Raw genomic sequence first — 19,584 nt, 5'->3', positions numbered from 1 at the left:
TACGAGACGGGCGCACGTTGCTAGCGTCCAGCCGCACAGCCGTCGACAAGGAGGCACCGATGGGCGCCCGCAGTGCGATCGTCGCTGCAACCGCTGTCCTCGCTCTGGCCGGCACGACGTTCACGTCGGCCCAGGCGACGGCACCGCGCGTCACAACCGGCGAGGTCGGCACGAGATCAGACGCCGGTGCCGCGTCCTCCGGGTTCTTCGGCGGTCAGCTACCGATCAGCGCACCGCCCGAAACACGGACCATCGCACCTGGGGTGACCCTGACGTCGCTCACCCTCGGTGAGAAGGACGAGAACGACTTCTGGACGGTCCACGTCTACCTCCCTGGCGCTATCGACGACCCACTGCCGACGGCTAACACGGCACTGGGTCCGCGTCCGATCGCCGAGCGGGTCGCGGACGCATTGCGTGAGAAGGGTTTCGAGCCTCGGCTCGAAGAAGTCCTAATGCCGGAGTTCGCCGACTATCCGGCTGGAACACTTGGCTGGATCGTGCGTGTCGGTGCCTACGAGACATCGGCGGAGGCGGCGGAGGAGCTGTCCCGTCTGCGTGCCGCCGGGTTCGCGGGCGGCACCCGTTACACCGCCCAGGACGGGACGGATCCGCTCGCCCCGCAGAAGGTCCACATCATGAGGATCGACTTCGACGTCTTCGACGGTCGTGTCGAGGCGGAGTACGGCGAGACGCTGTCCACGCTGGAAAAGCTGACCGACCATCTCGCCGAGACGTCCGCGCTAGCGGGCGTCAACGGCCAGTGGTTCTACGACAGCGCGCCGGGCGGACTGTTCGTCAGCGGCGGCGATCTCCTCACGTCCGCGACGAACGGGCGGGGTGGAGTGCTCCTGCGCAACGGTGGCCGGACGGTCGACGTCGACACGTTCCGCTCCACGATTCGCGTCCACCTGGATCGGACGACGACGGTGCTCGACGCGGTGAACAGGCTGCCCGGCCGCGTCTGGAACTGTGGTGGGATCGGTGGCGACGTGCCGACGGAGAACCCGCAACACGACCTCATGTGTACCGACGACAGCGAGCTCGTCCTCTTCACCCACCAGTGGGGCCCGACGACACCGACCGGTGCGGGCGCTGAAGTGGTCTTGGACGCGCGAAACACCGTCGTCGCCATCCACGAGCACCGCGGGACCGCGATCCCGCCCGGTGGCGCGACGATCCAGGCGACGGGAGACCTGGCCCCGTGGCTGCTCGACCACACCGCGCTGGGCCGGCGAGTCAAGGTCATCTCCCGCGTCGTCGACGGTGACGGCGACGTCGTGGCACTCACCAAGGACACGACGATCGTGCAGGCCGGTCCCACCCTGGTGAGAGACGGTCAGGTGTCAGTGAACGCGCGTGGTGACGGCCTGATCCGGGAGGGCTCCGACCAGACGTTCACGTACAACTGGGTGGTACGAGGCAACCCCCGAACGATGATGGGCGTGGACGAGCAGGGCCGCCTCATGCTCGTCGTCGTCGACGGGCGCCAGGCCGGCTACAGCGAAGGACTTGGCGTCGCCCAAGCAGCCGAGCTCATGAAGCTGCTCGGTGCCCGCGAGGCCGTCAACCTCGACGGCGGCGGCTCGAGCGTCATGGCCACACAGGAGGGCATCGTCAACCGCCCGTCGGACGCGACCGGGCAACGGTCGCTCGGCAACTACATCGTCGTGCGGCGGTGACCGTCGTCAACGCTTCCGCTGAAGAGCGGCGTTGTTCGACTCTGCACTTGCCAAGGCCACTTGCCGCACGTGTCGGATCGCTGCTGTCTCGTGCAGCCAAGGGACACGAGCGAGGTGCCGTTCACGAGGTCGACTGTGCCTCGTCCGGGAGGAATAGGTCGTTGCCGCCGCGCGGTACGCCGATTGGCAGCTGCCGGGTGCGAGAGAGCAGGTAGCCCGTTGTGCTCTGGCAAAGTTCGATGCCCATCCAGGCACACCGTCGCCCCCGTTGGCTGCTGGTGAGATACTTCACCGACTCGCCCAGGTTCCCGAGGGCCGCGCGACGCGGTCAAGTCTAATCGTGGCGAGATCAGTGACACGCTGAGTGGCCTCGTGGAGAAGTCGAGGTCACCTCAACCACTGGAGTGCCGATGGGATTCGTGTACCTTATGCTGATGACGCTTTGCGGTCTCATGCTGTGGATGCTGATCTCGCCAGGATCATTCTGGCGGAAGACCGCGGCCTGGCAGTACAAGAACCCTGAGGCCAACGAGCCGAGCGACGCCGCGTACACGACGATGCGGGTGTTCGGTGGCATTTTCCTGGTGGTCTTCATCGGTCTCTGGATTCATATCGCCTCAAGCGTCGACCGACTGGGAGCGCGCTCAGCAGGACAAGCAGTACCAGGAGTGCCTGGAAGAGAATGACGAGGAGGATGGTCTCCTGTCACCAGAGGACTGGTGCCAGGGCCTCTTGCCAGAGTAGCCCTGACTGAGCGGTCTGAGCCTCCCATCAGGAACGTGGATGACGTGAACCTCAGCTACGACGAGCTTGTCGCCGACGCGCTCGCGGCCGCCGATGCTATGCGCCGATGGGACTTCGACTACCTCGAAGGCCGTACGAGCACGGATCCCTTGCCCTGGTCGTACCCGAACCTCGCGCGCGACGCGATCAGTCGTTCGAGGCGTCTCCTCGACATGGACACCGGAGGCGGCGAGGTCCTGGCATCGCTGGCGCCGCTTCCGCCGCACACCGTGGCCACGGAAGGGTGGGAGCCGAACATTCGTGTCGCGCGGGAGCGTCTCGAACCTCTCGGTGTGGAAGTCCGCCGAGCTCATGGAGAGACGTTGCCCGTGGAGGATGGCGAGTTCGACCTCGTCCTGAACCGGCATGCGGCGTTCGATGTCGCGGAGGTGTGGCGGGCCCTTGCACCCGGCGGGCACTTCCTCATGCAGCAAGTCGGGAGCCGCAACGACCTGGAGCTCAACGCCGCACTCGGCGCCCCGCCAGCGCTCGAGCCCGACTCCGACACCTGCGCGGGCGCGGTGGCGGGACTCGAGCGCCAAGGCTTCCAGGTGCTCGAAGCCGTCGAGGCGTTCCCAGCGGTGCGTTTTCACAACATCGCGGAGGTGGTCTACCAGCTGACGATCGTGTCGTGGCAGGCGCCTGGGTTTGACGTGACGCGCTACGACGCGAAGCTGAGAGAGCTCGATCGCCGGATTCGCGCCGAGGGACCCTTGGTCGTCCACAACCACCGTTACATCATCAGGGCGGTCAAGCCGGATGACGCTCCCTGACGCGGGATGCCACGGCCGACGAGCGGACAGCGCTGGCTCGACATGTCAATCGACATCTGAATCATGTACCGTCGATGGCGGTGTTGTCGGGTAGGGAGAGGTCGCCTCGCGCATGTCCGATCGCCGACTGCTGGTCCTTTGGGACGTGGACCACACGCTGATCGAGAATGCGGGTGTCTCGAAAGAGAACTACGCCCGTGCGTTCGAGTTATTAACCGGACGGCGGCCGGAGCGGCCTGCCCGCACGGACGGGCGTACCGATCCCGAGATCATGCGTGGCCTGCTCAGCGACAATGGGGCCGATCCGGCGGTGTTCACCGAGCACGAGGTGACAACCGCGCTGGCAGCAGCGATGGAGCACAACGTCGGGGAATTGCTCCGACGGGGGTTCATGCTGCCGGGCGTCGCGGAGACACTCGCCACGCTCAGCGAGATCGACCTCGTCGTGCAGTCTGTTCTGACCGGGAACATCGCGCCGAACGCGGCGACGAAGCTTCGACTGCTAGGGGAGTCTCTGTCCGTCTTGGACCTCGAAGTCGGCGGATACGGCTCCGACGCCCCGGTCCGAGCGAGCCTGGTACGCATAGCCCAAACGAAGGCCACGCGCAAATATGGCTACGAGTTTGGACCTGCTGACACCCTGCTCGTTGGTGACACGGAGCGAGACGTGGAGGCGGCCCTGAACGGTGGCGCCCTGGTGATCGGCGTTGCGACTGGTCAGGCGAGCGAGGACGAGTTGTCGGCAGCGGGGGCACACGCGACGCTTCCGGATCTCACTGATCCGCATGTGGTCGTGGCGACGCTGGCCAAGGTGACGGGGATCGAGCTGGAGAGCAGGCGCAACTAGTTGGCCGGCTCGCCTCACTCTGCGACTCACCGGCTCGAGCTGTCCTTGGGTACGTATGGGTAGGACTCCTCCCAGGCGCGTTCGAAGCTTTTCATGTAGGTGTCGAAGAGGTCGGCGCCTTCGATACGGCGCAGGTGCAGGATCGGCGCCATGTAGCCGTAGATGCCGAGGGCATGCTGGTTGATCAGCATCTGGTCGTCGTACCGGAAGATGCTGTTGTACAACGTCGTTTGGTGCAGGTGAAAAGTGACGCCTTCCGCGCCGAGGAGTGGGCGATAGTAGGCGAGTGCCATGCGTACTCGACCGACGAGGCCTTCACCGAGTTTCTCTTCCCACCCGCGCAGTCTGATGGTGTCGCTGTCGGGGTCGCCGAGGCAGATGCGTACGGCGACACCGTTCGCGGCCTTGTGACGGATGATGTCGATCGACTCGGGGTTGTCCTCAGGCAAGAACAGGCTCGCGTTCGACAAGATGTCGAGCCGCTCCCGCACCGACAGCAGGAGGTCGAGCCAGAGCTGCTTCGGGGTGTCGGCGCGGTGCGGGTAGAAGTTGACGACTTCACTTGCTGCGCCGTTGTCTGAGGATTTCTCGAGGCTCGGCCACAGCCAGTGTGCGGGCACACCAAGCAGCTTCGCGGCGCGATGGGCGGTGGTCCGGTGTGGCACGCGGCCTTGGGTCACCCATCGCTGGACGGTCTTGGCGTCGACACCCAGCTCGTCCGCGAGATCCGCCACGGTATAGCCGTTCGCCCGGAGCGTGCTGCGCAGGCGGTCGTTCACCATCTTGGCCATGAGACCCCGCTCCAAGGGACATGCGATGGGGCGAGATGGGACATTTTACGCGGAGGAAATGTCCGTAAGTTCCCTTCCAGTGATGTGTTGGTGTCCGTGCCCTCAGCGTTGCAATTGCTGCACCCCCATCGGGGAGAGGGGCATGGATGGTCGGCGGCCGTACTGCGGACTTCGGCCCATCCCTTGCGGTCTCCCTCCCCGTGCCCTCCCCCGCGAGATTCGGCGGGCGGTCGTGAGTTCAGCCGGCCGCCCGCCTACCCAACTGATCCGCGAACGAGGCAGCCAGATACGTAGGCTCGATGACAATGCGTAACGAGCACGTTGCGTCTTTGTGCGCAGGGAGGGTGCGGGATGTGCCGCGGATCACCTGGTGGCGGGGTCCTTCCGGTCCAAGATTCGACGTAGCTACTGTGACCGCCATGACGACCGAGCCCACCAAGATCCTGCTCGACGAGTCCGAGCTGCCACGTCGCTGGTACAACCTGCTCGCCGACCTCCCGAGCCCTCCGCCGCCGGCCCTGCACCCGGGCACCAAGGAGCCGATCGGCCCGGACGACCTGGCGCCGCTGTTCCCGCGGGACCTGATCCTCCAGGAGGTGTCGACCGAGCGCTACATCGACATCCCGGAGGAGGTCCTGGACGTCTACCGGCTGTGGCGCCCCACGCCCCTCTACCGCGCGCGTCGCCTGGAGAAGGCGCTCGGCACGCCCGCCAAGATCTTCTACAAGTACGAGGGCGTCTCGCCCGCCGGCTCTCACAAGCCGAACACCGCGGTGCCGCAGGCCTACTACAACGCCGCCGCGGGCATCCGCCGGCTGACCACGGAGACGGGCGCCGGCCAGTGGGGGACGGCGCTGGCGTTCGCGTGCTCGCAGTTCGGGCTTGACTGCGAGGTCTGGCAGGTGCGGGCGTCCTACGACCAGAAGCCCTATCGCAAGGTCATGATCGAGACCTTCGGTGGCGTCATCCACCCGTCTCCCTCGGACCTCACCGAGGCCGGCCGGGCGGTGCTGGCGAAGGACCCAGACTCGCCTGGTTCGCTCGGTATCGCGATCTCCGAGGCGGTGGAGGTCGCCGCGCGGAACGCCGACACGAACTACGCGCTGGGCAGTGTGCTCAACCACGTGCTGCTGCACCAGACGGTCATCGGCGAGGAGGCGCTGGCGCAGCTCGCCAAGGTGGGGTTGACGCCGGATCTCATCGTCGGCTGCACCGGTGGCGGTTCGAACTTCGGCGGTCTCGCCTTCCCGTTCCTGCGCGAGAAGCTCGCGGGTCGCATGGACGTGACGATCCGCGCGGTGGAGCCGGCGAGCTGTCCGTCGCTCACCAAGGGCGTCTACGCGTACGACTTCGGCGACACCGCCGGGATGACGCCGCTTTTGAAGATGCACACCCTCGGCCACACCTTCATCCCCGACCCGATCCACGCGGGCGGCCTGCGCTACCACGGCATGTCCCCACTCGTCTCCCACATCTACGAGCTCGGGCTGATCGAGGCGGTGGCGAAGACGCAGCGGGAGTGCTTCGAGGCGGGTGTCCGGTTCGCGCGGACCGAGGGCATCGTCCCGGCGCCTGAGCCGACGCACGCGCTCGCCGCCGCCATCGAGGAGGCGCTGCGCTGCAAGGAGACCGGCGAGGAGAAGGTCATCCTCACCGCGCTATGCGGGCACGGGCACCTCGACCTCGCGGCGTACGCCGCGTACTTCGCCGGTGACCTCGTCGACCACGAGCTGGACAGTGCCGAGGTGGCCGCCAACACCGCGGCGCTGCCCGTCACCAACGCCTGAGGTCGACTCCGTTTCGGTGCGTGGCTGGGTCCGGTCACAGGGGCCCAGCCACGCACGGCCGCCATGCTGAGCGGCGCCGGACGGCGCGCTCGGGCCCCTGTCGAGCTGGGATGGTCACCCCTCCCGCAGCAACGTCGGAAGACGCTCGGCCAGCAGCTCGTAGTCGCGGAACGAGTTGTACGCGTGCGCGGACAGCCGCACGAACAACCGGCCGCCGAAGGCGGTGATGGCCAGCTCGGCCCCGATCCGCTCGGACGCCTGGGCCGCGAGGGCGGCGCGCTCGGACTCGCTCGTCACGGCGACAGAGGCGGGCAGCTCGACCAGCCGCATCGTCGGTGCCGGAGTGGTCACGTCTGGCAGGGAGGTGCCGAGCGCCTTCGCGACGATCGTGCTGGCCTCGGTCAGCATCGTCGTCAACCAGGAGCGCCGGCGCGGCCAGTCCAGGGCCTCGAGCACCTCCAGCGAGGTGGGCGCCGCCAACCACGGCACGTAGTCGCCGGTGCCCTGCTGGTCGAACCGCGCGGGCAGCTCGTCGTACTCCGCCCACGACGTGATCAGCGGCTTCGTCCGGTCCCGCCATCGCTCGGCGACGAAGAGCCCGGCCGTGCCACGTGGGGCGCACGGCCACTTGTGGAAGTTGCCGGTCCAGAAGTCGGCGCCGTCCACGATGGGCTGGTCGATGAGCCCGGGCGCGTGGGCGCCGTCGACGATGACCGGGACGTCGGCGTCCCGACACAGGCGCGCCACCCGGTCGACGGGGAACACCCGCGCGGTCGCCGAGCTGATCTGGTCGATCACCACGACGGCCGTGCGGTCGTCGAGGGCGTCGGCGACCGCCGCCAGGAGCTCGTCGTCATCCGCCTCGAGCGGAACGGGGACGGTGACCACCTCCGCGCCGCGCAGAGTGCCCGCCCGCTCGGCGGCGTAGCGGACCGCGCCGTAGGCGTGGTCGGTGAGGACGATGCGCTCACCGGGGGCGATCGGGACGGCGGACAAGGCGACGGTCACGCCGGCGCTGGCGTTCGGCACGAGCGCGAAGCCGTCCGGATCGGCGCCGAGGTACTCCGCCAGCCGTCGACGGCTCGCCGCCAACCGCTCCGGCAAGCCACGAAACCACGCCATCGGGTTCGACTCCATCTCCGACCGCAGCCCGCCGGCGACGTGCTGGGTACGCCGCGGGACCGCGCCGTACGAACCGTGGTTGAGGTGCAGGGCGCGCGGGTCGAGAGACCACAGCTCGGGTCGGGGGAGGAACTCCACCGTCACGGCTCCTGGTGGGAGGGTCGGCAACGCTTGCTTGCCCGAGCAGCATAGTGGGGCTGGCCTTGGGGGCCCGGGGGACGGATGCCGACCAGGCACGGTGTTCCGCCACCAGGGGACGCGTCCTTACCTCGGGTCGTATCCGCTCAGGCGTGACGACCGAGCGACAGCTGTCACCGTGCGACCGAGCCGCTGTCACCGTGTCTCAGGCAGCACGACATCGGCCACCAGCGGCAGGTGGTCGGAGGCATCTGTGCAGATGAGCCAGGCGTGGCGGATGTCCGCGTTCGGTGGCGTGAAGATGTAGTCGAAACGCCAGTGCGAGGTGGTGAGCCCTTCGCCGATGCCCACCGCGGCCCAGACGTCGGTGAAACGGCTGGTGAACGTGGTCATGCCGGGGAACTCCGGCACCGCGTTAGTGTCGCCGGTGAGGAAAACCGGTTCGGGGGAACCGGCGAGAAGATCGACGATCGCGTCCGCCTGTTCCTGCCATTCGGCGTCGTCCGTGTGTTGCATGTGGGTCGTGGCGACGCGGAGGCGTGTGCCGTGGATCTGGACGACCGCTTCGAGCAGGCCGCGTTGCTCGCTGGTCGGGTACTTCGGCAACCACGTGTTGCGCCAGGAGAGGATCGCACCCTGGGTCAGGATCGCGCACCCGTACTGACGTCTCGGCTGACCCGGCTCGAGCGGGTCCAGGTCGATGTTGGCGCCGAAGACGACCCGCATCGCCAGCATGCGAGCGAGCTCGCCAGCCTGGTCCTTCCAGTCGCTCCGATCTCTGAAGTGCCGGTCGACTTCTTGCACAGCGACGACGTCGGCGTCGGTCGCCGCGATCACCTCGGCGGTGTGCTCGAGGTCGAGGACGTCGTCGGGTCCGGCGCCGTGGTGAATGTTGAACGTCGCGATCCTGATCGCATGGCGCCGCCGCGTCCTCGCTGCCGCCATGCCGTGCTCGGCGGCGACGGCGGGAGTCGTCGGGAGGGCACTACCGAGGCCGGCGGCACCGGCCGTGGCCCCGATCCCCAACAGGCGTCGTCTGCTGAGGTGAGAACGTCGCATAGCGACACCGTAGGGATGTCGTTGGATCTCCGCGGGCCCTTGGCCAGGAGCGGCCGTGTGGCTGCGTCGCTCCTAGCTGTCTCGCGATTGGTCGGTGTAGCTGGCCGGCATCCGGTGACCGTCTCGCGGGAGGTTCCGCTCCTCGGGCGAACCGACGGGACGTCGAGCGCCCGACGCCACGGGCGTCCACTCGTCGTGGTCGCGGCCGGTGTCGCGGCGCTCCCACTCGACCGGCTCGCCGGCGGGCTCGAGCAGGTCGGCGAGCCAGTACGTCTCGTCCGGGTTCCAGCCGGCGAGGACGGTCGCGCCGCCGCGCACGGGGATCGCGGTGCCGGGCGTCGTGAGGTAGCCGACCATCGTGAGGTGGACGGCGTCGTAGTCCCGCGCGACCGCCGTCCAGTCGGGGATGTACCACTCGGTGTCCACGCCAGTGGTACGCCACCAGTCGTGCCGCCTGGACGCGGTGAGGCGCAGCGGGTAGCCATCGACGAGCGCGGCCCAAGCTTCCGGCCCGGTGATCTCGAAGACGCGGACCTCACGGGTTGGCCGGAGCGGCCAGACGCGGGCGTGCTCCCATCCGGCGTCGTCCTCGGTCAGGAGCAGCTGCATCGCGCCGAGCCAAAGTCGGGCACGACAGGTGTGCGCCAGCCCATCGGACGGCGGTGTCGACCACCACACGCCCGAGACGCTCGCCCGCGGGTCGGTGGGGCGTTCCCGCGCCGCCCGCTCTTCCTCGGCCACCGTGTCGTCGCGCCACCTGGCCAGGCGTTCGCGACTGCCCGACAGCGACGGCGGCTCGGTGGCGTACTCGCCCAGCCACTCCACGAAGCGCTGGTCGTCCAGGTCGGCGGGCGAGCGCCACCAGCTCGTCGCGTCGGCGGTCAGCAGCGTCGCCGCCAGCGGCGCGAGCGCGTTCGCGACGTCCGGGCGAGCGAGGACGATGTCCTCCGGGTCGGGCTCCTGCCAGTACCGTGCCTCGCAGACGGCGTCAGCGAGGCACTCGGTCACCACCTGCTCCGACAGCGCGCCGACCGAGGCCGTGTCGATGGCGCGGAGGGCGCCGGTGAGCGACGCTGCGACGTCCTCGTCGTCGGAACGCGAGGAGACGGTCCACAAGGCGCCGCGAATGTCCTCGTCGAGGACGGCGGCGACCTCGAAGCAGAAGCGGCGTCCACGCGGGCTCGCCAGGACGGCGTCGATCTCACTCACGGCCCCGACCCTATAGCCCAAACGACACGGACGTGCCGGGATGGCGGCGCGGTGGCGCCGTGGCGGACGCCAGACACCACGACGGGATGCCGACGTTGGTCCGACCTTCAGCACGTCGACGCCCCTCGCCGACGTGCGCGGGGGGGCCACGTCCCCGGGCGAGCTGCTCAGGGACCGCGAACGCGCGACCGCGAACGTCCCCTGGGTGGTGCGCGTACCATCGCCGGGTGGAACAACGACTCAGCTTGATCACGCTCGGTGTCGCCGACCTCGCCCGTGCCCGTGCCTTCTACGAGGCGCTCGGCTGGCGGACGCAGTCCAGGCCCGAGGATGACGTGGCCTTCTACCAGATGCCGGGGCTGGTCGTCGCGTTGTGGGATCGAGCCCGCCTTGCCGAGGACACGGTCGTCACCGACAGCGGCGGTTGGGGCGGCATCACCTTGGCGCACAACGTGCGGTCGCCGGAGGAGGTCGACGCGGTGCTCGCCGAGGTCGAGCGGGCCGGTGGCACCGTCAAGCGGCCCGGCGCGCCGACGTCGTGGGGCGGCTACTCGGGGGTGTTCACCGACCCCGACGGTCATGCGTGGGAGGTCGCGCACAACCCGTTCTGGACGATCCACGACGACGGCTCGACGACACTGCGCTGACGACGGGGTTCGGCCGCCTGACCACCATGCTCGTGGTCGACGGGGCGACTCGGCCGCGGACGGCCCTGCCCTCGGGTCGCGACGACGCGGACGTGCCGAACGGCACCGAAGGGATGGGCGGCGCGACCGTGCCGCCGACCAGCGGGGTGCGTCGAAAAGCATCGAGGTGGTGGCCGACGATGCCTGCCACCACCTCGAGAAGCGATGCGCGCCTGACCTACAGCAGGTCGACGACGTCTCGGGTCGAGCTGCTCGGGACCGCGAACGCGCACGCCCGCGGCACCCCCGCGAGGCAGCCCCGCATGGTCATGAGCGCGGTGTAGTAGTCGATGTAGCGGAACCCGTACGTCTCGCCGCGGGCGAACGCCTGGCCGGAGATGGCGTCACGCCAGCGCTCGAACGCCTCGTCCGGGATGGGGACGTAGAGCGACGGCTGGAAGCCTTCCTCGTCCTCCCAGTTCTCCGCGTAGACGAACCGCCCGACCCCGTGGCGCGGCAGCGGGTGGTCCATCGGCAGGCCGGCGTAGTAGCGAGCCCTCTCGGCGATGATCGACGCGTTGGCGTGGTCGCTGTGGATGGAGTTCTTCCAGTGCGCGATGATCACGTCCGGCTTGAGCTCGCGGATGATGTCCGCGACCTGCAGGCTCACCTCCTGGGTGGCCTCGAGGAAGCCGTCGGAGTAGTCGAGCACCCGGAACTCGGCCCCGATCTTCTCCGCGAACGTGCGGCCTTCCTCGATCTTCTGCGCCTTGTAGTCCTCCGGGCTCATTCGGGGGTGACCCCGCTCGCCTGGAGTGAGCGCCACGATGGCGGTTCGGTGACCGGCCAGCGCCGCCGTGGCGAGCAGCGGACCGGCGGTCAGGTCCATGTCACCGATGTGGGCTCCGATGGCCAGGTAGGTCTTCATGCGCTCCTCACTTCAGGCCGCTGATCATGACGCCACGGATGTAGTACTTCTGCAGCAGCAGGAAGATCGTCAGCACCGGGACGATGCTGATGACGAGTCCCGCCATGACGATGGGGAGGGTCTGGTTCGGGTCGAGGTAGCTCTGCAGCAGCTGGATCCCGACCGGCAGGGTCATCAAGTCAGGGTTGACGGTGGAGATGAGCAGGCTCCACACGTACTCGTTCCAGGTGCCCACGAAGGTGAGCAACCCGAGCGTGATGAGCACCGGCGTGGTCTGGGGCAGGATGATGTGCCGCCAGATGGTGAACTCTCCCGCGCCGTCGATCCGGGCCGCCTCGATCACCTCGTCCGGGATCGAGACGATGAACTGCCGCATCAGGAAGATCCCGAAGCCGGACACCAGGAACGGGATGAACAGCGCCGCCACCGAGGTGGTGAGCCCGCCGTCACCTCCTCGCCCCAACAGGTCGTTGCCGCCGGCCAACGGCCAGTTGGTGAGGATGAGGAAGTCGGGGATGAGGAACAGGAACGGCGGGAACATCATGGTGGCCAGCACGAACCGAAAGACGATCGGCCGGCCGGGGAAGCGCAGCTTGGCCAGCGCGTAGCCGGCCATGCTCGAGGTCAGCAGGACCGACGCGACGGCGACAGCGGTCATGATGACGCTGTTGCGGAACAGCAGCCCCATGTTGAGCTGTTCCAGCGCCGCGAGGTAGTTGTCCAGGTGGAACTTCTCCGGCAGGAACCGGTACGGGAGCCGGCCGGCCTCGCCCGGGCCCTTGAACGACGTCATCACCATGTCGAGGAAAGGCACGACCATGATGACGGCGCCGGCCACCACGAGCAGGTAGGAGAACCACGGCGTCCTGCGCGGCTTCACGACGTCTCCTCCCCTCGCTGCCGGAAGAGCCACAGCTGCAGCAGCGTGATGGCGAAGATGATGAGGAACAGCACCAGCGCCATCGCGCTCGCGATGCCCCACATGCCGAAGTTGAACGCCTGCTGGTACATCTCGAACCCCGCGACGTTGGTGGCGTCACCGGGACCGCCGCCGGTCATCACGATGATGAGGGCGAACGACTGGAGCCCGGCGATCACTTGGGTGATGAGGACGAACAGCAGCGTCGGACGCAGCAGCGGCAACGTGATGTTCCAGAACATCCGCCAGCTGCCGGCACCGTCGAGCTCGGCCGCCTCGTAGTAGGTCTCGGGGATGTTCTTCAGCCCCGCGGTGAGGATGAGGATCGCCGTGCCCAGCGAGGCCCACGCCTGGACGACGACGACAGAGGGAAGCGCGGTGTCCGGATCGGCGAGGAACCGGACCGACGACATGCCGAGGGCGTTGAGGACGCCGTTGATCAGACCGCCGCTGGGTTCGTAGAGGTACTTCCAGATGTTGCCGACGGCGGCCACGGTCGTGACGATCGGCAGGAAGTACAGCGTGCGCCAGAAGCCTTGGAAGCGCAGCCGGTTGATCGCGTTGGCGAGCACGACGGAGGCGACCAACGTCAAGACCACGGAGCCGGCGGCGAAGACCAGCGTGTTGACCAGGATGGGCGCGACAAACGTCGACGCCGGGTTGAGGATCTCAGCGAAGTTGTCGAGCCCCACGAACTCGATCTGGGTGAGGTCGAAACCTCCCCAGGCCGAGAGGGCGAGCACGACCGCGAAGATCAGGGGAAGGATCAGGAAGATCGCGAAGAAGAGAAGGCTCGGCGAGAGGAACGCGTAGGCGACGATCGCCTCGCGACGGCGTGCCTTCGCCATCCCGCTTGGGACGGAGCCCGCCCGACGGCTTGCGCCGCCGCGCGGGCTCCGCTGCTCGTTCTCGTGGAGGACTGTGGCCATGGTGACCGTGGACCTCGCTCAGCCGGATGACAGGAGCGCGTCCGCCTGTTCGGCAGCGTTGGCGAGCGCCTCGTCGACCGACTGGGTGCCGGTCCAGACTCCCTCGATGCTCTTCTGCAGGGTGGTCTTGATCTTCTGCCCGTTACGACCGTTGGGCTCGGGCATCGCGTACTCCAGCGCTTCGGTGAACGGCTGGTAGTTGGGGTCGGTGATCTCGTCCGCGAGAGCCTCGGAGTCCGCGGGTCGACCGGGGATCGTTCCGATGGAGTACTGGAAGGAGCCCATGCGGGTCGCGCCGTCAGGGCCCTTCTCCGCGTTCATCCACTTGAGGAACTGCCACGCCTCGTCCTTGTGCGGGCTCTTGTTGTTGACACCCATGAAGAACCCATACGCGAGGGAGCCCTTGTCGCCGGGCTTGGGACCCGGAACGGGCACGACGCCCACGTTCTCGTACTTGTCCTTCATCGCCGTCTTGAGGCTGCCGATCCACCACCCGGCGTTGATGGTCATGGCCACCTTCTCCGACGGGAAGGCCTGGAGGACGTTGATCGCCGGGTCCGCGACCTTGGCGTCGATGAGCGACTTCTCGAACTCCAGGGCGGCCTTGCCGGCGGGGGAGTTGAACGCGGCCTTGGTGCCGTCGTCGGAGACGAACTGACCACCAGCGGCCTGCAGCAGGCTGAGGAAGGGGTGGACGACGGCGGAGTCCCAGCCGCTGGTCAGGCCGAATCCGGCGACCTGGATGTTGCCCTTGGAGTCGCGCTTGGTGACCTTGGCGGCGACCTCAGCGATCTCGTCCCAGGTCTTCGGCGGCTCGGTCACGCCGGCCTCGGCGAGCAGCTTCTTGTTGTAGAAGAGCGCGTAGGTCTGCACCTCGGTCGGGTAGCCGAGGATCTTGCCGTCGACGGTGACAGAGCCGACGGCCGCCTTGGAGTAGTTGGTCTTGATGTCCTGCTGGATGTCCTCCGGGGGCTCAGCGAGGACCCGAGCCCGCTCCAGCTGGCCACCCCACAAGCTGTAGGCCTGGATGATGTCGGGCGCCTTGCCGCCGGTCTGGCGCACTGTGATGGTCTGGAGCAGGTCGTCGTAGGTCACGGCCTGCGTCTTGACCTGGATCGACGGGTTGTTCTTGTTCCACTCGTCGACCATCTTCTGCAAGCCGGACTTCAGCGGGTCGTTCCCGTAGTGCGTGAGCACCGTCAAGGTGACCTTGTCAGAGTCCGTCGTCCTGTCACCGCCGCCGGTCGAGCAGCTCGCCAGGGCGAGTGCGGCGGCTGTGGCCAGCGCGGCGGCGCGGCCAGCGGTTCCCCACCTCATGGTCGTCCTTCGCTCTTCAGTCGAGGGTGAGTCGCATCACGTCGAAGTACCGGGTCGTGGTGAACCCGGTCTTGCGGTAGAGGTGACCGGCCGGGCTCTCCTCTCCGGTCCACAAGAACCACGCCCCATGCGCACCGAGGGCGCGCATGCGCGTCAGGCTGAGGTGCAGCAGGACCTCGCCCAGGCCGGTGCCGCGGCGGTTGGGCAGGACCCCGAAGGGCCCGAACCGTTCCACCATCCCCTCGTACGCCGCGAACATGGCCCAGCCGACCAGCTGACCGTCGGGCGCGCGGGCCACCACGATCCGGTCGAGCGGAAGCCCGGCGATCACGGCCTCCCGGATGGCCCGTCCCCAGTCGGGGTTGAAGTGCTCGTTGGCCATCCGCACGAGGGCGACGAGTTCGTCGTCGGTGGGTGTGCCGAAGGAGTAGCCGGCGCTACGAAGTTTCGCGGCGCGCTCGTGGACCCGCGGGGGTGTCGCGTAGCCGACGAGGCTCATGTCCATCGCCGCGGCTTGGTACAGGGTTGTAAAGCCGAGCTTGCTGAGGAGGCCGGCGGCCTCGGGGTAGGCCTTGCGGTCCAGGCCGGGCACGATGTAGTTCGGCGTGTACGAGGCGAAGTACACCTCGGTCCGGCCGTGTCCGCGCAGCCAGGCGAGGGCGTCGCGCAGGAGCTGCGTCCCCAGTCCGCGGCCGCGCGCGTCTGGGTCGACGAAGAAGAACGTCAGCCAGCCGCGCTGGGGTTCGAGGTCGTCACCGACCATCGCGACCTGACGTCGGACCGCGTAGGCGGCTCCCACGAGACGCTCGCCCTCCCAGGCGAGACGGAGCCCTTCGGGGTCGAAGTTGGCGTCGAGCAAGACCAGGTTGCGGAACCGTGGAAGGGTGATCGCGTCCGCGGGAGCGCTCCGACACCACAGGTCGACGACGGCCTCGGCGTCGCCCACGCGGAAGCCGGTGATCTCTGCCATGGGCTGCAGCCTCCTCACGGCATGGGCTAGTGATAGGTTGGAAAATTACCAACGACCAATGCTCGCGTCAATTTGTTGCCATGCGTGCGGGACGGGTTCCTGCTGGTAGCGGTTCGTCGTCAGCGTGGCACGGGAGGGTGGCGATCAGCGCACCGGGCCCGTAGGAGTTACCAAGCGTTGCCGGACCTATCCGGGTCGTGCACGGCGTCGAAGGTCTTCGCCAAGGCCGCCATCGTGGCGTCGTAGGTGCGCTGGGCGACAGCCAGGTAGACGCAGTCGACCACCGCGAGCTGGGCGATCCTGCTGGCCATGGCGCCCGTTCGGAAGCGCGTCTCGCGCGCCGCCGTCGTCAGCAGCAGGTCGGCCTGGGCGGCGAGCGGTGAGTGCGGGTCGTTGGTGACGGCGACGGTGGTGGCGCCTTGCTCGCGAGCCTTGGCCAGACAGGCGATGGTCTCGCGGGTCTGGCCGCTGTGCGACCAGGCCATCGCCACGTCACCGTTGGTCAGGAGCGCCGCGGTGGCCAAGGCCAGGTGCGGATCGGCCACGACGAACGCCATCCGGTCGATGCGGAGCAGCTTCTGCTGGAGGTCCTGCGCGCCGAAGCCACTGGCGCCGAGCCCGAAGAGGGCGATGCGGCGGGCCTGGATGAGCGCGGTCACGACCTTGTCGAGCTGGTCGAGGTCGAGCTGCTTGAGGGTGTCCTCGATCGCGGCCGCCTCGGTGCGCGCCACCTTGGCGACCAGCTGCGCGAGCGGGTCGTCACGGTCGATGTCGGCGCCGGTGAGGAGCTCCTCCCACCGCCGGGCGGTGTCCCGACCCAGCTCGGTGGCGAGCGCCAGCCGGAGGTCGGGGTAGCCGCGGAAACCCGCCGCGCGGCAGAACCGCACCACCGTGGTCTCGGAGGTCTGACAGGCCCGGGCGACCTCTGTGATCGTCTTCTCGACGACGAGGGACGGGTTCGCCAGCAGCGCCTCGGCGACCCGGCGCTCGGCGCGCGCGAGCCGCGGCAGGATGGCGCGCACGTGCTTGCGGACGTCCGCGGGGCGTGGCTGCCGCGTCGCCGTGTCCTCCTTCACCGGCCGCCCCTCCTCGCTCGGCGTGCGCGTGCGCGCGGGTGGCTCGGACTAGTGATAGAGGATGACCTGCTCACCTGCCCACTCGTGAGGACGGGCGTGGCCGGGAGCGGTCGAGGGCAGCAGTGTGGTGGGGTCCTGGCCGGCGTCGAGCGTCCGGCGCAGGGTGTCGGAGCCCCAGAGCAGGTCGATGAAGTAGGGGTGCCTCGCGCTCTCGTCCTCGGCGACGCGCCACCCGAAGTCGTCCGGATACAGCGTGCGCAGGCAGTGGAGCATCGCCAGGGCGGTCCGCACGGGCGCGAAGCTTTCACGGTCGGTGATGTGCACCTGGACGCCGCGGCACTGGCGGCCGGCGTACTTGTGGAAGGTCGGGGTGAACGTCGCGTCCCGGAACCGCACGCCGGGGAGACCGAGCTCGTTGAGCGCGGGCGCGAGGCGGCGGTCGACGTACGGCGCGCCGATCAGCTCGAACGGCCGGGTCGTCCCCCGGCCCTCGGAGAGGTTCGTGCCCTCGAACAGGCCGGTGCCCGGATAGACGAGGGCGCTCTCGAGCGTGGGGATGTTGACCGACGGCATGACCCACGGCAACCCGGTCTGGTCGGCGTAGGAGGACCGCTGCCAGCCGGTCATGGTCACGACCTCGAGCCGCGCCGGCCGTCCCGCCTCGCGCGGGATCGCGGTCTCGTTGAGGTGTCGAGCGAGCTCACCGACGGTCAGCCCGTGCCGGAGCGGGATCGGGGCGCGCCCGACGAAGCTGGCGAAGGCCGGGTCGAGGAGGGGGCCCTCGACGGCCAGTCCGCCCACCGGGTTGGGTCGGTCGAGGACGACGAAGGGCATGTCGAGCCGAGCCGCCACGACGAGCAGGTCGTACATCGTCCACACGTACGTGTAGAAGCGGGTGCCGATGTCCTGCAGGTCGTAGAGCAGGGTGTCCACGCCGGACCGGACGACCAGCGCCTCCAGGTCCGCGCCGCTGTGACGGTAGGTGTCGAAGACCGGCAAGCCGCTGTCGGGGTCGTGGTCGTCGGGCTCGCTCTCGCCCGCCTGGGCGCTGCCGCGCAGGCCGTGCTCAGGGCCGAACAGCGCCACGAGCGGCACGCCGGCGGCCTGCAGGGCGGCCACGTTCGTGGTGAGGTCGGGCATCACCCCGGTGTAGTTGGTCACCAACCCCAGGCGTCGGCCCGGGACCAGCGAGGGGTCGGCGCACAGGCGTTCCACCCCGGTGACGGTTCGCTGGGTGCCGTGCTGCACGAGGCTGCCCTCCGGTGAGCGAGATCCGCGCCAGCGGCGCGAGCGTGCGGTCCGTGGTAGGTTGGTAAATTACCTTCCTCCATTACATAACGTCAATAAGCTTCAAAGGAGGCCCGGTGAGCGAGGCCCACTCGCCTTTCGCCGCACTCGTCACGGAGCAGGCCGACCCGCGGTACGGCGACATCGATCAGCTCTCGACGCTGGAGCTGGCCCAGCGGATGAACGCCGCCGACGCCGAGGTGCCGCACGCGGTGCGCCGGGCACTCCCCGCCATCAGCGCCGCCATCGACGCGATCGTGCCGCTGTTGGCGTCCGGTGGTCGGCTGGTGTACGTGGGGGCGGGCACCTCCGGGCGGATCGCCGTCCTGGACGCGGCCGAGTGCCCGCCGACGTTCAACACCCCGCCCGAGCAGGTGCAGGCGATCATCGCGGGAGGCCCGGTCGCCGTCACCGGCGCCGTCGAGGGCGCGGAGGACGACCGTCCCGGTGGCGCGCAGGCCGTGGCCGAGCGAGGGATCGGGAAAGGCGACGCCGTCGTCGGCGTCGCGGCGAGCGGGCGGACGCCGTTCGTGTTGGGCGCGGTGGAGGAGGGTCGGCGTCGTGGCGCCCTGACCGTCGGTGTGAGCTGCAACGCCGACACGCAGCTGTCGGCCATGGTCGACTATCCGATCGAGGTCCCCGTGGGGCCGGAGATCCTCGCCGGGTCGACCCGGCTCCGAGCCGGCACCGCGCAGAAGCTGGTGCTCAACATGATCTCGACGATCTCGATGGTGCGGCTCGGGAAGACCTACGGGAACCTCATGGTCGACCTGCGGGTCGTCAACGACAAGCTGGTCGACCGCGCGGTGCGCATCGTTCGGCAGATCACCGGAGTCGACCGGGAGGTCGCGCGTCGGACGCTGGAGGCGGCCGACCGTGACGTCAAGACGGCGGTGCTCATGCTCGAGCGCGGTGTCGACGCGCCGACCGCCCGCGCGATGCTCGCCGGAGCGGGTGGGCGGTTGGCGGACGCGCTTCGCTCCGACGACGTGGGGAATCCGCGTTCCTGAGGAACCCTCGACCTTCCCGTCGAGATCTCGGGTCACCTCGACTCCGGTCAAGGCGTCCGATGACGCCGGGGCCGTGCGACGAGACCGCAAGTGGGCGTGCCGCGCCGGTTACGTCTCGCCTTGCGTGGGATGCCTTGCGTGGGATGAGGACACGATCGACCGGCCGCCGAGTCGGATCCGACCGATGCCCCGATGAGGGCGACGGTGTCGACGGGACGGCTGTCGTGCGCGTGGGGGCGAGCGTGTGCGCGTCGACCGTGCCGCTGCCCTGGTCGAGCCGGAGTGCCCGCAGCACCCCCACGCGCGCATGACGGCGAACGGCCCGGAGGCG

18 protein-coding genes are annotated in these 19,584 nt (G+C 68.7%); 7 read left to right on the top strand and 11 right to left on the bottom strand.

What is annotated here, in order from left to right:
• The first annotated feature begins 59 nt into the window (after positions 1-59).
• The 4 genes from DFJ64_RS08850 to DFJ64_RS08840 all read left to right on the top strand — a co-directional run bounded on the left by DFJ64_RS08850 (position 60) and on the right by DFJ64_RS08840 (position 4,085).
• Positions 60-1,682: a phosphodiester glycosidase family protein gene (locus DFJ64_RS08850; RefSeq protein ID WP_115850030.1), complete on the top strand. Its 1,623-nt coding sequence runs from the start codon at positions 60-62 to the stop codon at positions 1,680-1,682.
• A gap of 410 nt (positions 1,683-2,092) precedes the next feature.
• On the top strand, positions 2,093-2,368 hold the full coding sequence (locus DFJ64_RS19225) for a DUF6199 family natural product biosynthesis protein (protein ID WP_147304649.1): 276 nt from the start codon (positions 2,093-2,095) through the stop codon (positions 2,366-2,368).
• A gap of 93 nt (positions 2,369-2,461) precedes the next feature.
• Positions 2,462-3,238, top strand: a complete 777-nt coding sequence (locus DFJ64_RS08845) for a class I SAM-dependent methyltransferase (RefSeq protein ID WP_115850029.1) — start codon at positions 2,462-2,464, stop codon at positions 3,236-3,238.
• 112 nt (positions 3,239-3,350) lie between these two features.
• On the top strand, positions 3,351-4,085 hold the full coding sequence (locus DFJ64_RS08840; RefSeq protein ID WP_115850028.1) for an HAD hydrolase-like protein: 735 nt from the start codon (positions 3,351-3,353) through the stop codon (positions 4,083-4,085).
• A 26-nt stretch (positions 4,086-4,111) separates the two neighbouring features.
• On the opposite strand, the gene DFJ64_RS08835 is transcribed toward DFJ64_RS08840, so the two are convergent.
• Positions 4,112-4,876: a helix-turn-helix domain-containing protein gene (locus tag DFJ64_RS08835; RefSeq protein ID WP_211310544.1), complete on the bottom strand. Its 765-nt coding sequence runs from the start codon at positions 4,874-4,876 to the stop codon at positions 4,112-4,114.
• Between the two features lie 419 nt (positions 4,877-5,295).
• Between DFJ64_RS08835 and DFJ64_RS08830 the strand changes: the two genes are divergently transcribed.
• Positions 5,296-6,663 (top strand): TrpB-like pyridoxal phosphate-dependent enzyme, encoded by a 1,368-nt coding sequence (locus DFJ64_RS08830; RefSeq protein WP_115851935.1) that lies wholly within the window; start codon positions 5,296-5,298, stop codon positions 6,661-6,663.
• A gap of 114 nt (positions 6,664-6,777) precedes the next feature.
• Here the strand turns inward: DFJ64_RS08830 and DFJ64_RS08825 are convergent, their stop codons facing one another.
• The 3 genes from DFJ64_RS08825 to DFJ64_RS08815 form a co-directional block, all read right to left on the bottom strand.
• Positions 6,778-7,929 carry an aminotransferase class V-fold PLP-dependent enzyme gene (locus DFJ64_RS08825; RefSeq protein WP_115850027.1) on the bottom strand — a complete coding sequence of 384 codons (1,152 nt, stop codon included), beginning with the start codon at positions 7,927-7,929 and terminating at the stop codon, positions 6,778-6,780.
• 189 nt (positions 7,930-8,118) lie between these two features.
• On the bottom strand, positions 8,119-8,982 hold the full coding sequence (locus DFJ64_RS08820; protein ID WP_115850026.1) for an endonuclease/exonuclease/phosphatase family protein: 864 nt from the start codon (positions 8,980-8,982) through the stop codon (positions 8,119-8,121).
• A gap of 72 nt (positions 8,983-9,054) precedes the next feature.
• Positions 9,055-10,191, bottom strand: a complete 1,137-nt coding sequence (locus DFJ64_RS08815; RefSeq protein ID WP_115850025.1) for a hypothetical protein — start codon at positions 10,189-10,191, stop codon at positions 9,055-9,057.
• A 227-nt stretch (positions 10,192-10,418) separates the two neighbouring features.
• On the opposite strand from DFJ64_RS08815, the gene DFJ64_RS08810 reads away from it, so the two are divergent.
• Positions 10,419-10,838, top strand: coding sequence for a VOC family protein (locus tag DFJ64_RS08810; RefSeq protein WP_115850024.1), 420 nt, complete (start codon positions 10,419-10,421; stop codon positions 10,836-10,838).
• 217 nt (positions 10,839-11,055) lie between these two features.
• Here the strand turns inward: DFJ64_RS08810 and DFJ64_RS08805 are convergent, their stop codons facing one another.
• The 7 genes from DFJ64_RS08805 to DFJ64_RS08775 all read right to left on the bottom strand — a co-directional run bounded on the left by DFJ64_RS08805 (position 11,056) and on the right by DFJ64_RS08775 (position 18,204).
• Entirely contained in the window at positions 11,056-11,745 is a 690-nt protein-coding gene (locus DFJ64_RS08805) for a PIG-L deacetylase family protein (RefSeq protein ID WP_115850023.1), read from the bottom strand.
• 7 nt (positions 11,746-11,752) lie between these two features.
• A complete protein-coding gene (locus DFJ64_RS08800) occupies positions 11,753-12,625 on the bottom strand; it encodes a carbohydrate ABC transporter permease (protein WP_115850022.1) in 873 nt (290 codons plus the stop codon).
• The gene (locus tag DFJ64_RS08795) at positions 12,622-13,593 is read right to left on the bottom strand and encodes a carbohydrate ABC transporter permease (protein ID WP_115850021.1); all 972 of its coding nucleotides are present in this window, start codon (positions 13,591-13,593) and stop codon (positions 12,622-12,624) included. Before DFJ64_RS08795 ends, DFJ64_RS08800 begins: the two co-directional genes overlap by 4 nt.
• A gap of 18 nt (positions 13,594-13,611) precedes the next feature.
• Positions 13,612-14,910, bottom strand: a complete 1,299-nt coding sequence (locus DFJ64_RS08790) for an ABC transporter substrate-binding protein (RefSeq protein ID WP_115850020.1) — start codon at positions 14,908-14,910, stop codon at positions 13,612-13,614.
• A 16-nt stretch (positions 14,911-14,926) separates the two neighbouring features.
• Positions 14,927-15,880: a GNAT family N-acetyltransferase gene (locus tag DFJ64_RS08785; RefSeq protein WP_211310543.1), complete on the bottom strand. Its 954-nt coding sequence runs from the start codon at positions 15,878-15,880 to the stop codon at positions 14,927-14,929.
• 167 nt (positions 15,881-16,047) lie between these two features.
• A complete protein-coding gene (locus tag DFJ64_RS08780) occupies positions 16,048-16,956 on the bottom strand; it encodes a MurR/RpiR family transcriptional regulator (RefSeq protein ID WP_115850019.1) in 909 nt (302 codons plus the stop codon).
• A gap of 48 nt (positions 16,957-17,004) precedes the next feature.
• The gene (locus DFJ64_RS08775; RefSeq protein WP_245941019.1) at positions 17,005-18,204 is read right to left on the bottom strand and encodes an exo-beta-N-acetylmuramidase NamZ family protein; all 1,200 of its coding nucleotides are present in this window, start codon (positions 18,202-18,204) and stop codon (positions 17,005-17,007) included.
• A gap of 116 nt (positions 18,205-18,320) precedes the next feature.
• Here DFJ64_RS08775 and murQ point away from each other — a divergent pair, with 116 nt between their 5' ends.
• Positions 18,321-19,253 carry an N-acetylmuramic acid 6-phosphate etherase gene (murQ, locus tag DFJ64_RS08770; protein ID WP_115850018.1) on the top strand — a complete coding sequence of 311 codons (933 nt, stop codon included), beginning with the start codon at positions 18,321-18,323 and terminating at the stop codon, positions 19,251-19,253.
• Positions 19,254-19,584 lie beyond the last annotated feature (331 nt).

The sequence above is a fragment of the Thermasporomyces composti genome (assembly GCF_003386795.1).
GTDB lineage: Bacteria > Actinomycetota > Actinomycetes > Propionibacteriales > Actinopolymorphaceae > Thermasporomyces > Thermasporomyces composti.
The sequence above is the reverse complement of the archived record's forward strand: the minus strand, read 5'-3'. Positions and strand labels throughout refer to the sequence as shown.